Source organism: Xanthomonas hawaiiensis (assembly GCF_031834635.1).
Classification (GTDB): domain Bacteria; phylum Pseudomonadota; class Gammaproteobacteria; order Xanthomonadales; family Xanthomonadaceae; genus Xanthomonas_A; species Xanthomonas_A sacchari.
Genome location: NZ_CP115873.1, coordinates 110,459 through 122,718, shown reverse-complemented (window position 1 = coordinate 122,718; position 12,260 = coordinate 110,459). Strand labels below are relative to the sequence as shown.

Here is a 12,260-nt window from a genome sequence, read left to right as displayed (position 1 = left end):
GAACAACAAGTCGGCCACCGCGTAAAGCAATAAATGCGTCACGTCTGTCTGGTTCAGCAAAATCGTCGCTTGCATGTGGCGCAAGTCGTGATTAAGTAGTGTGGCGCCCGACACGAGGTCCGGCGCCACCAACTCCGGGGGGAGATCCGCATGAGCGAGTTCTTCATCGGTCAGATCATGCTGACCGGTTTCGCGTTTGCGCCGAAGTATTTTGCGCAATGCAACGGGCAATTGCTGCCGATCAATCAGAACCAGGCGTTGTTCAGTCTGCTCAGCACGCGCTACGGCGGCGACGGCAAGACCACCTTCGGCTTGCCGGACATGCGCGGGCGTACGCCCATGGGCTATGGACCGTCGGTCGACCCCGCGTGGCAACCTGCCGCGGTGCCGATGGGCCAAGCCGCGGGTGCGGAGACGGTGACGCTGGTGGGCGACAACCTGCCGGCGCATCTGCACCTCATGGACTGCAGCAGCGCCAATGGCGACAACCGCGTACCGACCGGACGCCTGTTCGCAACTAACATCGCCAGTAGTGGAACGCCGCATATGCTGTATGCCGCGCCCGGCACGATGGTGCCGCTGGCGCAGTCCACCATCGCCGACAGCGGCGGCGGCCAGGCGCATCCGAACCTGCAGCCGTACACCACGCTGAATTTCTGCATCGCACTGTCCGGCATCTTCCCTTCGCGCAACTAGGCGTCTCCGCATCCGGGCGCAAGGCGCGCTGTCGGCGCGCGGCGCTTCATCGACCAGGAAGGACCTCATGGGCACTCCATTCATCGGCGAAATCCGCATGTTCGGCTTCGGCCGCACCCCCCAGGGCTGGCAGGCATGCGATGGCTCGCTGCTGCAGATCTCCGAATACGAGCCGCTGTACCTGCTGCTGGGCACCACCTACGGCGGCAACGGCACCAGCACCTTCGGCGTGCCGGACCTGCGCGGCCGTCTGCCGATCCACCAGGGCCAGGGACCGGGCTTGAACAACTACGTGCTCGGCCAGCGCGCCGGCACCGAGACGGTGACGTTGGTCGACCTGCAGATGCCATCCCACACGCACACTGCCCAGGCCACCACTGCGGCGGCGACCGCGCCTGCGCCCGCTGGGCTGGTCCCGGGAGCAGTCAACGGTGCTCTGTTCTACGTCAGCGACAGTAACGGTGCCACCGCGTTGGCGATGTCCGGGCAGAGCACGTCGTACGCCGGCGGCAGCCAGCCGCACCAGAACGTCATGCCGACGTTGACGGTGCAGTACTGCATCGCTACCACCGGCATCTTCCCGCAGCAGGCCTGATCCATGCGCCGCGCCGACCCGGCTGCGGCACGCATCCGCTCCATCGGAGGAACCCGCTCATGACCGAACCTTACATCGGCGAAATCCAGCTGTTCGGCTTCGACTACAACCCCTATGGCTGGGCCTTGTGCAACGGCGCCGTGCTGCCGATCGCGCAGAACACCACCCTGTTCTCGCTGCTGGGGGTCGCCTACGGCGGCAACGGCAGCAGCACGTTCCAGCTGCCGAACTTCTGCGCGCGCGCCGGCTTCCAACAGGGCCAGGGACCGGGCCTGTCTCCGCATACGCTGGGCAGCAACGTCGGCTCCGCCTCGGTGAGCCTGCAGAGTTCGCAGATCCCCCTGCACCAGCACGGCGTCAACGCGTTTTCGCAGTCCGATCCGACCAAGAAAACCGGCACACCCGCCAGCGGCGTGACGCTGTCGTCGCTGAACCTCACCAGCGAGCGGCCATTCCTGGCGGTCGCGCCGGACAAGCAGTTCTCCCCGACCATGTTGATGCCCACCGGCATCGGCCAGGCGCACGAGAACCGGCAGCCGTATCTGGCGGTGAACTTCTGTATCGCGCTGCAGGGCGACTATCCGGTCTTCAACTGAGACAGGGGGTGATGTCGATCGCCGCGTCGCCCGGTTTTCCGCAGCGCGACGCCGGGCTCGCCGCGCCGCCCGCATTGCGGGCGCGCGGCATCGTCCTGCGTCCTGCGCAGGCAGAGGACCTGGACTGGCTGCGCGCGCTGTACGCCAGCACGCGCCGCGACGAGTTGGCCGCGGTGCCCTGGCCGGAACCGGCCAAGCGCGCCTTCCTCGACCAGCAGTTCGCGCTGCAGCATGCGCACTATCTGCAGCATTTCGCGGGCGCCGACTTCCTGATCGTGGAAGACGCACGCGCGCGGCTGGGCCGGCTGTATCTGGACCGCAGCGCGGATCCGCACGTGCTGGTCGATATCAGCCTGCTGCCGGACTGCCGCGGCCAAGGCATCGGCGGTGCGTTGATCGCACAGGCACAGGCGCTCGCGGATGCGGACGGGCGCGCACTGACACTGCACGTGCTCCACGCCAACCCCGCGGCGCAGCGGCTTTATGCGCGGCTGGGCTTCGTTGCCGGCGCGGCCGGCCAGACCCATCTGGCCATGCGCTGGGATGGCCCCGGCACGAAGCCGGACACGCGGGTCAGTTGAACACGGCCTGATACAGGAAACCGTCGCGTTCGCGCGCGACCGGCACCAGGAAGATCCCGATCTCGCCCAGGCGCGGGTGGCGCATCTGGTAGGTCTGCTGCGGAAACAGGAACGCCGAGCCGTTGCGGAACAGCAGCGAGAACGGCGCGCGCCGCGCCGCGGGCGGCGTCGGCAGCGGCCGCGCTTCGACCAGCACGAACGCGACCTCGCCTTCGTTCAACTGCGCCGAGAACGTCTCGTTCACGCTTCCGGCGAAGTGCTCCAAGCTCAACAGCTCCATCCTTGACTCCAGGTGTGATTCGGCACGGTCGCCATGCCGGCATCGTCGCGTGCCGTGACGACGTGCACAAGCGCTGTGCCGGCATTTGTCCACAGCGGGCGTGCAGCGGCGGCGCACCCAGCGCGCTACCGGGTGGCACACCGACGCGGCGGCATGACACGCTGTTGCATGAACAGGGCGAAGCGGGCGCGCACATTGGCCCGCGCGGTGCCACAATACTGCACGGGCCAGTTCGGTTAAGTTCAGCCGAACCGATCGATCCTATGTTGTATTTTCGTTAAAGGCCGCAATGGCGTCTTCCGAATCCAATCTGGTGCAGTTGTCGGGCGTGCGCATCGACCGCGGCGGCCGCGCCATCCTGCGCGACGTCTCGCTGAGCGTGCCGCGCGGCAGCATCACCGCCGTGCTCGGGCCATCCGGCAGCGGCAAGTCCACGCTGCTGGCCGCCCTGACCGGCGAACTGGTGCCCGCCGCGGGAACGCTCGAGGTATTCGGCAAGCCATTGCCGCGCGGCAGCCGCGCGCTGCGCGAGACCCGCAAGAGCATCGGCGTGCTGCTGCAGGGCAACGGCCTGCTGACCGACCTCAGCGTGGCGGAGAACGTGGCGCTGCCGTTGCGCGCCCACACCCGTCTGCCCGAACCGGTGCTGCAGCGGCTGGTCGCATTGAAGCTGCACGCGGTGGGCCTGCTGGCCGCCGCCGATGCCTGGCCGCGCGAGCTGTCCGGCGGCATGGCGCGGCGCGTGGCGCTGGCGCGGGCGCTGGCCCTGGACCCGCCGCTGATGATCTACGACGAACCCCTGACCGGCCTGGATCCGATCGCCTCCGGCATGATCATGAGCCTGATCCAGCGCCTCAACCACACCCTGGGCCTGACCAGCATCATCGTCAGCCACCACGTCCACGAGACCCTGCCGATCTGCGACCAGGCCGTGGCCATCGCCAACGGCGGTGTGGTCTTTGCCGGCACTCCGCAGGATCTGCAGGCCAGCACCGATCCGTTGCTGCAGCAGTTCCTGCACGGCCGTCCCGACGGCCCGATCCCGTTCGATGCGCCGCAGCGCGCGCGGAGCGCCGCCTGATGGCCATCGTTGCCCCGATCCGCTCCCTGGGCCGCGCCGGGCTGTTCTTCCTGACCGTGCTGCGCGGCTCGCTGCCGACCCGCGACCTGCTCGCCGAGCTGATCCGCGAGATCTACAAAGTCGGTGCGCGCTCGCTGCCGATCATCGCGGTGGGCGGCGCCTTCGTGGGCCTGGTGCTGACCCTGCAGGGCTACCGCACGCTGCAGACCTACGGCGCCTCCGATGCGCTGTCGACCCTGCTCGGCCTGTCGCTGTACCGCGAACTGGCGCCGGTGCTGACCGCATTGCTGTTCATCGGCCGCGCCGGCAGCTCCATCGCCGCCGAGCTCGGCCTGATGCGCGCCACCGACCAGATCAAGGCGCTGGAGCTGATGGCGATCGATCCGGTGGCCAAGGCGGTGGCGCCGCGCTTCTGGGCGGCGGTGCTGACCGTGCCGCTGCTGACCGGCATCTTCTGCTCGCTGGCGATCAGCGCCAGCTACTTCGAGGCCGTCGGCGCGCTCGGCCTGGACCGCGGCACGTTCTGGTCGGCGCTGTCGAGCAGCGTGGATTTCTGGGACGACTTCGGCGTGGCGATGCTGAAGTCGGCGGTGTTCGGCGGCACGGCGGCGCTGGTGGCGGCCTATGTCGGCTTCCACGCCGAGCCGACCATCGAGGGCACCTCGGTGGCCACCACCCGCGCCGTGGTCAACGCCTCGCTGCTGGTGCTGATGTTCAATTTCGTCATGTCGGCGCTGCTGTTCCGCTGAGCGGCGCCAACGCGGAGCCGGCCGGCGACGGCGGGCCCCGCGGCAACATCCCGGTCGCGGCACTGGCGCCGCGACCACGCTGAATCAACAAGGTAGACACGTTATGGCTCTCCGTGGTCCCCGTCTCGAGTTCGCCGTCGGCGCCTTCCTGCTGCTGGGCCTGGCCTCGCTGCTGGTGCTGGCGCTGGCTTCCACCAACCGCCAGTGGGGCTTCGGCGGCCACCGCTACGACCTGGTCGCGCGCTTCTCGCAGATCGGCCAGCTGCGCGCGCAGGCGCCGGTGAAGATCGGCGGCGTCATCATCGGACAGGTCGCCAAGATCGACCTGGACCCGACCAAGTTCGACTCGGTGGTGACCCTGTCCATCGACGACAAGTACAAGGACCTGCCCGCCGACACCTCGGCGGCGATCCTGACCAGCGGCCTGCTCGGCGAGAGCTATGTCGGCCTGCAACCCGGCGGCGACCCCGACACGCTCAAGCCCGGCCAGGAAATCGCCTTCACCCAGCCGGCAGTGGACCTGATCCAGCTGGTCGGCAAGTACATGTTCGGCGGCGGCAGCGCCGGCGGCGACAAGAACGCAACACCCGCTGCCGCACCCTCGGCCGACCCCACCACGCCCGCAACGGAACCCAAGCCATGACGATCAAACTGCTTTCCGCCGCTCTTGCTGCCGCGCTGGCCGTGGCCGCGCCCTCCGCCGCCCTGGCCCAGGCCGCCGCGCCGGCCGCCGCCGCCACCCAGGCCGGTTCGGCCAGCAAGGTGGTGCTGGAGAACAGCACGCGCATCCTGACCACGCTGGAGCAGCGCCGCAGCGAGTTCAAGAGCAACCCCACCGCGCTGCGCCAGTTCATCGACAGCGAGATGAACAAGTCCTTCGACCGCGACTACGCCGCCCGCCTGGTGCTGGGCGTGCACGGCCGCGGCGCCTCCGACGCCGACGTCAAGCTGTTCGGCGACGCGATGGCCGACAACCTGATGCAGCGCTACGGCACCTCGCTGCTGACCTTCGAAGGCAAGCCGCAGGTGCGGGTGAAGGCGGAAACCCCGCTGCCCGGCGGCCGCGGTGTCAAGGTCTCCACCGAGCTGCTGCGCAGCGGCGGCGACCCGGTGCCGGTGGACTACCTGCTGCGCAACACCGGCGCGGGCTGGAAGATCTTCGACGTGATGGTCGAGGGCGTCTCCTACGTGCAGACTTTCCGCAACCAGTTCGACACCCCGCTGCGCAACAAGTCGATCGCCGAGGTCGCGGCCGAGCTGCGCAACGGCACGCTGCAGGCGGCGCCGGCGGGCAACAGTGGCAAGTGATGCGCCGCAGCTGCGCCGCGACGGCGACACGCTCGCGCTGAGCGGCGTGCTCGACCGTGCCGCCGCCACCGCGTTGTGGCCGGCGGCGCTGCGCGCGCTGCCGGGCGCACGCGCGCTGGACCTGCGGGCGGTGTCACGGGTGGACAGCGCCGGCCTGGCGCTGCTCGCCGAACTTGCCGCGCGCCTGCGCGCCCAGGGCCAGGCCGAGGTCGCCATTCATGGCGCCCCGGCCGGCCTGACCGACCTGAGCGCCGCCTACCGGCTGGCCTCGACCCTGGATTTCCACTCTCCCCCTGCGGCGAGCTGACACATGAACGTGCTGCGTATCCTCACTTCCCTCACTCTGGCCGCCGCCCTGGGCGCCTGCGCCGGCGCCCCCAAGCGCACGCCGCCTCCGCCTCCGCCGCCGGTGGCGCAGACCGCACCGGCCGCCAGCGACAGCGTCGCGCCTGCCGATGCGAATGCCATGGCGGCCACCGCGGACGGCACCACGGGCATGGACGCCGGCGCTCCGGCCGCTTCGGCGAGTGCGCCGACGGCGGCGCCCCCGGCGAACGCCACGGGCACTGCGCCGGCCAACGGCACGCCGACGTCCGCCGAGGACGACTACGCCGCGCTGTACGGCGGCGACCCGTACAACCCGGTCGCCGATCCGACCCTGCCGGCGGGCGTGCCCGCACCCCAGAGCTACGATCCGTGGGAGAAGTTCAACCGCAAGGTGCATGCCTTCAACAACGTGGTCGATCGTGGTGTGGCGCGGCCGCTGGCGCGGGCCTACGTCAACGTGGTGCCGCGGCCGGTACGGCTGGGCGTGACTAACTTCTTCGACAACCTCAGTTCGCCACTCACAATGGTCAACCAGTTGCTGCAGGGTCGGCCGCTGCAGGCGGGGCAGACGCTGAGCCGGTTCCTGATCAACAGCACGCTGGGCATCGGCGGCATCTTCGACCCGGCCACCGACGCCAACCTGCCGCGCCGCAGCGAGGACTTCGGCCAGACCCTGGGCGTGTGGGGCTGGCGCCGCTCGCGCTACCTGGAACTGCCGCTGTTCGGCCCGCGCACGGTGCGCGATGCGTTCGGCCTGGTCGGCGACGCGCCGCTGTCGCCGCTGCAGCAGATCGAGGAGGACCGGGTACGCGTCGGCCTGCAGGGCCTGCAATTGGTCGACACGCGTGCGCAGCTGCTGTCGCTGGACAGCATGCGCGACCAGGCGCCGGACGAGTACCAACTGACCCGCGATGCGTGGCTGCAACGCCGCAACTATCAGATCGAGAGCGACATGCGCGGGCACAAGCGTCAGGACGACGATCTGCCGGCCTATCTGCGCGAGGAAGAGACCAATCCGACGGTGCCGGTGGATGCGATGCCGGTCCCGGAGTGGCGCGGCGGTCGCTGAGTCCGGCGCACCTCGCACCTGTGAAAAGCCCGGCCTCGGCCGGGTTTTTTTTTTGTGTCTGCATCTTTTGCTGGCATCGTCTGTGGGGGCCGCGCGATGCGGGAATGAGTGCTCGGTTTGCAGTAGGTGATCCGGTGTCGCGGCGAACTACAGGGTGCAACCGGCTTTGCTGTTGCTCCTGCTGTTGCTCCTGCTGTTGCTGTTGCTGCTGATTTATCGGGTCCCCTCGGCGCGGCAGCCGCGGCGGGCGAATACCCGAAGGGCGACGCGCAGGATGCGCGTCGTTTTTCGCCGGCACATGGATGTGCCGTCGAAAAATGCCCGTCGTGGCTGCGAACCTGGAGCGCGAAGCGCGGAGGGCGCGCTGCGGGGTGTGCTTGACCAGCCTTCGGCTGTGGTAAAGCTCTTCTTTTGGTTACTTTTCTTTGCACAAGCAAAGAAAAGTGACTCGCCGCCAGGCGAAAGCTTTGCTCTTGATTGAACCGCGTAGGGGCGGCTTCAGCCACGGCAGGCACTACCGATCATGTGGGTCGCGGCTGAAGCCGCTCCTACGGTCCTTCTTGTCCGACACAAACACATCAAGCAACGGCAAGAGCTTTCGCCCTTTCGGGCGAGTTACTTTTCTTTGCTCGCGCAAAGAAAAGGTAACCAAAAGAAAGCGCGCCCTGCCTCCGCGCCCTCCGCGCTGCGCGCTCCGGGTCCGCGTCCATCACGGGGATCCGCGGAAGGGGCATCCTGCCCCTGCCGCGGACGGCGTACATCCATGTACGCCGCCCTTCGGGTTTTTCCCCGCGATGGCCGCCGCTACGGAAGGGAACCCGGTAAGTCAAAAGCAACAGCCAAGGCCAAAGCAAAAGCAGCGGCAGCGGCAGCGGCAGCGGCAAGGATGGAACTGCAAGCCTCGCATGGGACATTGGCCCCTCTCCCCTCGGGAGAGGGGTTGGGGTGAGGGTGCGGGGCGAAGCCCTCAGCTTCAGCCGCGATGGACGATGCCGAAAATCACTGGAGCACCGACAACGTTTCGGCTCGGCCAACAACGATCTGCAAACCCGAACGACGCATCCAGCTCACAGGCGGCGCCTCTTGGCGTCGAACACCGCAGACCGTCACCCCAGCGCCGCGTCGATCGCCGCGCGCAGGCGCGGATCCTCGGCGGTGACATCCGGAGCGAAGCGCCCGCGGACCTGGCCGTCGCGGCCGATCAGGAATTTCTCGAAGTTCCACAGCACGCCCGGCGCCGGATTCGGTTCGATGCCGTAGCCGGCCAGCTTCTCGCGCATCGGGCCCTCGCCCTCGGTCTGCGGCTGCGCGGCGATCAGCGCGCGATACAGCGGATGGGTGTCCTCGCCGGTGACCGCGATCTTGGAGAACATCGGGAAGGTCACATCGTAGGTGAGCTGGCAGAACTGCTGGATCTCCGCCTCGCTGCCCGGCTCCTGACCCTTGAAGTCGTTGGCCGGGAAACCGAGCACTTCCAGCCCCGCGGCCTGCTTCTCGCGGTACAGCGCTTCCAGGCCCGCGTACTGCGCGGTGAGGCCACACTTGGAGGCGACGTTGACGATCAGCAACACCTTGCCCGCGAACTCGGCCAGGGTGGCCGGCTGGCCATCGATGCGGGTCAGCGGAATAGCGCTCAGCGATGCGGACATGGGGCATTACCTCGGTCGAAAGGAAGCGCCAGCATAGTCGCTGCCGGTGTCACGTGACCGCCCCCCACGCGCCCTCTGCTCAGCGCGCCGACAGCCGACGGCATGCCGGCCTTTGTGTCCCAGTTCCCGATCCCCGAGCACTCGCCGCGCGGCCTCACCCTTGTTCGTCGCGCGCCGACTCCTCCGCGTCGGCGTCGGTCTCCGCATCGTCCAGGGGCAAGGACAGTTCCAGCAATGGCGCGGCCTGCGCATCGGCCAGGGTCTCGACGCCGCGCAGGCGGCGTTCGATGGTGCGGGTCTTGCGGCTGGCCTCGCCCAGGCTCTTGCCGACGGTGCTGATCTGCTTCTCGGCCTTTTCCAGGATGCCGGCGAACTTGCCGAACTCGCTCTTCACCGCTGCCAGCACGCCCCACACTTCGCTGGAGCGCTTTTCGATGGCGAGCGTGCGGAAGCCCATCTGCAGGCTGTTGAGCAGGGCGGTGATCGTGGTCGGCCCGGCGACGACGATGCGGTGCTCGCGCTGCAGCAGGTCGGCCAAGCCGGGGCGGCGCAGGGTCTCGGCGTACAGGCCCTCGGTGGGCAGGAACATCACCGCGAAATCGGTGGTGTGCGGCGGGGCGATGTACTTGTCGCCGATCGACTTGGCCTGCACCCGGATCGCGCGCTCCAGTTGCGCGCCCGTCGCCTGCACCAGCTCCGGATCGCCCTGCTCCTGCGCGTCGAGCAGGCGCTCGTAGTCCTCGCGCGGGAACTTGGCGTCGATCGGCAGCCACACCGGCGTGTCCTCGTGGCCACGGCCCGGCAGGCGCACCGCGAAGTCGACCATCTCGTTGCGCTCCGGGCGCACCCGTACGCCACGCGCGTACTGCTCCTGGGTCAGGGTCTGCTCGAGGATGTTCTCCAGCTGCACCTCGCCCCAACCGCCGCGGTTCTTGACGTTGCTCAGCACGCGCTTGAGGTCGCCGACGCCGGTGGCCAGCTGCTGCATCTCGCCCAGGCCGCGCTGGACCTGCTCGAGCCGCTCGGACACCAGCTTGAACGAGGCATCCAGGCGCGTGTTGAGGGTGGTCTGCAACTTTTCGTCGACGGTGCCGCGCATCTGCTCGAGCTTGGCCGCGTTGTCGGCCTGCAGTTCCTTCAGTCGCTCTTCCAGAGTGGCGCGCATCTCGCCCATCCGCTGCTCGTTGCGCTGGACCAGGTCACCCAGCCGCTGGCCGAGCGTGTCGGCGAAGCGCTGCTGCGCCTCCGCGCCTTCCTGGCGGCCCTTGCGCGCGTCCTCGATCAGCGCCTCGCGCAACGCGCCCAGTTGCGCGTCGATGCGTGCGATCAACTCGGCCTGCTGCTGGCCGAACTGGGCCATGCGCGCGTCCTGCTGCTGGCCGAAGGCATCGAGCTGGCCGCGGATCTCGACCAGGCGCTGGCTCAGCAGTTCGGCCATGCGCTGCTGCGCGGCGCCGGCCTCGACCCGGCCGCGCCGTGCGTCTTCGGTCAGGGCTTCGCGCAGCAGGTCCAGGCGTTGGTCGGTGCGGGTGGAAAGATCGGCCAGATTGCGGGCGAAGCCTTCGCTGCGCGCGTCCTGCTGGCGCGCCAGGCTGTCGAGCTGCTCGCGCAGTTCGCCGCGGCCGCTGCGCTGTTCCTCGCGCAGGGCCGCCTCCAGCGCGGCGTGGTTGCCCCGGCGCAGCAACACGGCCAGCAACAGGGCGATGACGGCGCACAACAGGCCGGCGAGGATCAGGAAATGGGCATCGTTCTGCATGCGGCCAGTGTAGCCGGCCGCGTCTCAATCGCTGCGCCACGCGCCGGCAGGCGCACCAGACCGGATATACCTTGGTATCGCCGTCATGGCCTCATGCAGGCTGGTGCGCACCTGGGCCGCATGCCAAGCTTTGCGCCACCTGCTCCTGGCCCGGCCAGTGAGCGGCACCGCGGCATCCGACCGCGCCAGACCGTCGCGCGCCGCGCGATCCGTTCCCCCTGACACCGGAGGCGAGCATGGACCCCGATCCGCATCGACGCGGCGTCAATGCCGCAGTCCCCCACCGCTCCCCTCGCCTGGTCGCTGCCCGGCGCTGAGCCGGAAGACGCCCGTTGCCCGCGCGCTGCGACGTCCTTTCCGGCCACGCGCCGCAAGGAGGTCGTCATGTTCGTGTTCTCGCTGTTTTCCCGCCGTGTCCGCCTGCAACACTGCCTGCAGCGCGCGCTGCGCGCCGCGGTCGCCATGCGCCGCACCGAGGCGCTGCGCCACCTGCTCGCCGCCCACGGCGCGCGCGCCTTCGCCCTGGCCCTGTCCGCGCAGTCGCCGCGGGTCATGGCCGATGCGCTGTCGCTGCTGTCCGTCGCCGACCGCATCCGGGTCCGCGCGCGCTTGCCGCATGCGGCGCAGCGGCGCCTGCACGACGCCGGGGCGAACGCGCCGGCTGCGCACTGGCGGCTTGCCGCGCTGGCCTGGTGGCCCGGCATGCGCTGAGGCGCATGCGCGTGCCGCCACGGCACGAGTTGCCATCTCGCCGCGGCATCATCGGCCCCCTGTCCCTGCCCACACCCTTCCCCGGAGCCGCCATGCTCGCTCCCCACGCCTACCGGAACGCGCCCTGATGGAAGCCCTGCGCCTGTTCAATCTCGGCTCGCTGCTCGACACCCTGGTGAGCCTCACCGCCGCCTTCGTGCTCGGCGCGATCATCGGTTTCGAGCGCCAGGTGCGCCAGCGCACCGCCGGGCTGCGGACCAACACCCTGGTCGCGGTGGGCGCGGCGATCTTCGTCTCGCTCGGCGACCGCCTGTTCGAGATCCACGGCGGTACCCAGGGTGCGGTGCAGGTGGTGGCCTACGTGGTCTCCGGCATCGGCTTCCTCGGCGCCGGCGCGATCATGAAGGAAGGCGCCAACGTCACCGGACTCAACACCGCGGCCACCCTGTGGGGATCGGGCGCGGTCGGCGCCTGCGCCGGTGCCGGGCTGGTCGCCGAGGCGGTGCTGGCGGCCATGTTCGTGCTGCTCAGCAACACCCTGCTGCGGCCGATGGTGAACCGGATCAACCGGCATCCGCTGAAGGAGTCCTCGCTGGAAGCCACCTACATGTTCTATGCGATCTGCGCGCGCGAGGTGCACGGCGACGTGCGCGAGCGGCTGATCGAACTGCTGGAAGAAGCGCACTACCCGGCGCGCGAGGTCGAGCAGCATCCGTTCGGGCAGCAGGACGTGGAGATCGCCGCCACGCTGTACGCCACGGCGGTGCGCGCCGAGGAACTGGATGCGGTGGTGCAGCGCCTGGAGGGCGAACCGGGTGTACAACAGGCGTTCTGGAACGCCGGCACCGAAGCCTGAGCCGCC

General features: G+C 69.1%; 16 protein-coding genes. 13 read left to right on the top strand and 3 right to left on the bottom strand.

The window, feature by feature from the left end:
* Positions 1–150 precede the first annotated feature (150 nt).
* From PG878_RS00615 to PG878_RS00600, 4 genes are all read left to right on the top strand, one after another.
* Positions 151–696, top strand: coding sequence for a phage tail protein (locus tag PG878_RS00615; protein ID WP_209029912.1), 546 nt, complete (start codon positions 151–153; stop codon positions 694–696).
* Positions 697–763: 67 nt separating this feature from the next.
* Positions 764–1,291, top strand: coding sequence for a phage tail protein (locus tag PG878_RS00610; protein WP_209029913.1), 528 nt, complete (start codon positions 764–766; stop codon positions 1,289–1,291).
* Positions 1,292–1,350: 59 nt separating this feature from the next.
* Positions 1,351–1,887: a phage tail protein gene (locus tag PG878_RS00605; RefSeq protein ID WP_209029914.1), complete on the top strand. Its 537-nt coding sequence runs from the start codon at positions 1,351–1,353 to the stop codon at positions 1,885–1,887.
* A gap of 11 nt (positions 1,888–1,898) precedes the next feature.
* Entirely contained in the window at positions 1,899–2,468 is a 570-nt protein-coding gene (locus PG878_RS00600) for a GNAT family N-acetyltransferase (protein ID WP_209029915.1), read from the top strand.
* Here the strand turns inward: PG878_RS00600 and PG878_RS00595 are convergent.
* Positions 2,461–2,748, bottom strand: coding sequence for a DUF6916 family protein (locus PG878_RS00595; protein WP_017909947.1), 288 nt, complete (start codon positions 2,746–2,748; stop codon positions 2,461–2,463). The genes PG878_RS00600 and PG878_RS00595 overlap by 8 nt on opposite strands.
* A gap of 289 nt (positions 2,749–3,037) precedes the next feature.
* On the opposite strand from PG878_RS00595, the gene PG878_RS00590 reads away from it, so the two are divergent.
* The 7 genes from PG878_RS00590 (at position 3,038) to PG878_RS00560 (ending at position 7,763) form a co-directional block, all read left to right on the top strand.
* A complete protein-coding gene (locus PG878_RS00590; protein WP_209029916.1) occupies positions 3,038–3,829 on the top strand; it encodes an ABC transporter ATP-binding protein in 792 nt (263 codons plus the stop codon).
* On the top strand, positions 3,829–4,578 hold the full coding sequence (locus PG878_RS00585; protein ID WP_010341089.1) for an MlaE family lipid ABC transporter permease subunit: 750 nt from the start codon (positions 3,829–3,831) through the stop codon (positions 4,576–4,578). Before PG878_RS00590 ends, PG878_RS00585 begins: the two co-directional genes overlap by 1 nt.
* Before the next feature lie 103 nt (positions 4,579–4,681).
* Positions 4,682–5,221: an outer membrane lipid asymmetry maintenance protein MlaD gene (gene mlaD / locus PG878_RS00580; protein ID WP_017909944.1), complete on the top strand. Its 540-nt coding sequence runs from the start codon at positions 4,682–4,684 to the stop codon at positions 5,219–5,221.
* Positions 5,218–5,886: an MlaC/ttg2D family ABC transporter substrate-binding protein gene (locus tag PG878_RS00575; protein WP_209029917.1), complete on the top strand. Its 669-nt coding sequence runs from the start codon at positions 5,218–5,220 to the stop codon at positions 5,884–5,886. The genes mlaD and PG878_RS00575 overlap by 4 nt, the downstream gene beginning before the upstream one ends.
* Positions 5,876–6,193: an STAS domain-containing protein gene (locus tag PG878_RS00570; RefSeq protein WP_010341093.1), complete on the top strand. Its 318-nt coding sequence runs from the start codon at positions 5,876–5,878 to the stop codon at positions 6,191–6,193. Before PG878_RS00575 ends, PG878_RS00570 begins: the two co-directional genes overlap by 11 nt.
* Before the next feature lie 3 nt (positions 6,194–6,196).
* A complete protein-coding gene (locus tag PG878_RS00565; protein ID WP_209029918.1) occupies positions 6,197–7,282 on the top strand; it encodes an MlaA family lipoprotein in 1,086 nt (361 codons plus the stop codon).
* Between the two features lie 172 nt (positions 7,283–7,454).
* Positions 7,455–7,763, top strand: a complete 309-nt coding sequence (locus PG878_RS00560) for a hypothetical protein (protein WP_209029919.1) — start codon at positions 7,455–7,457, stop codon at positions 7,761–7,763.
* Between the two features lie 625 nt (positions 7,764–8,388).
* Here the strand turns inward: PG878_RS00560 and PG878_RS00555 are convergent.
* Together PG878_RS00555 and PG878_RS00550 are read right to left on the bottom strand one after the other, a co-directional pair.
* Positions 8,389–8,931, bottom strand: coding sequence for a glutathione peroxidase (locus PG878_RS00555; RefSeq protein WP_209029920.1), 543 nt, complete (start codon positions 8,929–8,931; stop codon positions 8,389–8,391).
* Between the two features lie 154 nt (positions 8,932–9,085).
* Complete coding sequence (locus PG878_RS00550; RefSeq protein ID WP_209029921.1) at positions 9,086–10,687, bottom strand: DNA recombination protein RmuC; 1,602 nt, start codon at positions 10,685–10,687, stop codon at positions 9,086–9,088.
* 384 nt (positions 10,688–11,071) lie between these two features.
* On the opposite strand from PG878_RS00550, the gene PG878_RS00545 reads away from it, so the two are divergent.
* Both PG878_RS00545 and PG878_RS00540 read left to right on the top strand, forming a co-directional pair.
* The gene (locus PG878_RS00545) at positions 11,072–11,398 is read left to right on the top strand and encodes a hypothetical protein (RefSeq protein ID WP_209029922.1); all 327 of its coding nucleotides are present in this window, start codon (positions 11,072–11,074) and stop codon (positions 11,396–11,398) included.
* 127 nt (positions 11,399–11,525) lie between these two features.
* Positions 11,526–12,254 (top strand): MgtC/SapB family protein, encoded by a 729-nt coding sequence (locus tag PG878_RS00540; RefSeq protein WP_209029923.1) that lies wholly within the window; start codon positions 11,526–11,528, stop codon positions 12,252–12,254.
* Positions 12,255–12,260: the final 6 nt, after the last annotated feature.

Coding starts and splice junctions, on each gene's coding strand:
- PG878_RS00615 (WP_209029912.1), top strand. CDS start 151: ATGAGCGAGTTCTTCATCGGTCAGATCATGCTGACCGGTTTCGCGTTT.
- PG878_RS00610 (WP_209029913.1), top strand. CDS start 764: ATGGGCACTCCATTCATCGGCGAAATCCGCATGTTCGGCTTCGGCCGC.
- PG878_RS00605 (WP_209029914.1), top strand. CDS start 1,351: ATGACCGAACCTTACATCGGCGAAATCCAGCTGTTCGGCTTCGACTAC.
- PG878_RS00600 (WP_209029915.1), top strand. CDS start 1,899: ATGTCGATCGCCGCGTCGCCCGGTTTTCCGCAGCGCGACGCCGGGCTC.
- PG878_RS00595 (WP_017909947.1), bottom strand. CDS start 2,748: ATGGAGCTGTTGAGCTTGGAGCACTTCGCCGGAAGCGTGAACGAGACG.
- PG878_RS00590 (WP_209029916.1), top strand. CDS start 3,038: ATGGCGTCTTCCGAATCCAATCTGGTGCAGTTGTCGGGCGTGCGCATC.
- PG878_RS00585 (WP_010341089.1), top strand. CDS start 3,829: ATGGCCATCGTTGCCCCGATCCGCTCCCTGGGCCGCGCCGGGCTGTTC.
- mlaD (WP_017909944.1), top strand. CDS start 4,682: ATGGCTCTCCGTGGTCCCCGTCTCGAGTTCGCCGTCGGCGCCTTCCTG.
- PG878_RS00575 (WP_209029917.1), top strand. CDS start 5,218: ATGACGATCAAACTGCTTTCCGCCGCTCTTGCTGCCGCGCTGGCCGTG.
- PG878_RS00565 (WP_209029918.1), top strand. CDS start 6,197: ATGAACGTGCTGCGTATCCTCACTTCCCTCACTCTGGCCGCCGCCCTG.
- PG878_RS00555 (WP_209029920.1), bottom strand. CDS start 8,931: ATGTCCGCATCGCTGAGCGCTATTCCGCTGACCCGCATCGATGGCCAG.
- PG878_RS00550 (WP_209029921.1), bottom strand. CDS start 10,687: ATGCAGAACGATGCCCATTTCCTGATCCTCGCCGGCCTGTTGTGCGCC.
- PG878_RS00545 (WP_209029922.1), top strand. CDS start 11,072: ATGTTCGTGTTCTCGCTGTTTTCCCGCCGTGTCCGCCTGCAACACTGC.
- PG878_RS00540 (WP_209029923.1), top strand. CDS start 11,526: ATGGAAGCCCTGCGCCTGTTCAATCTCGGCTCGCTGCTCGACACCCTG.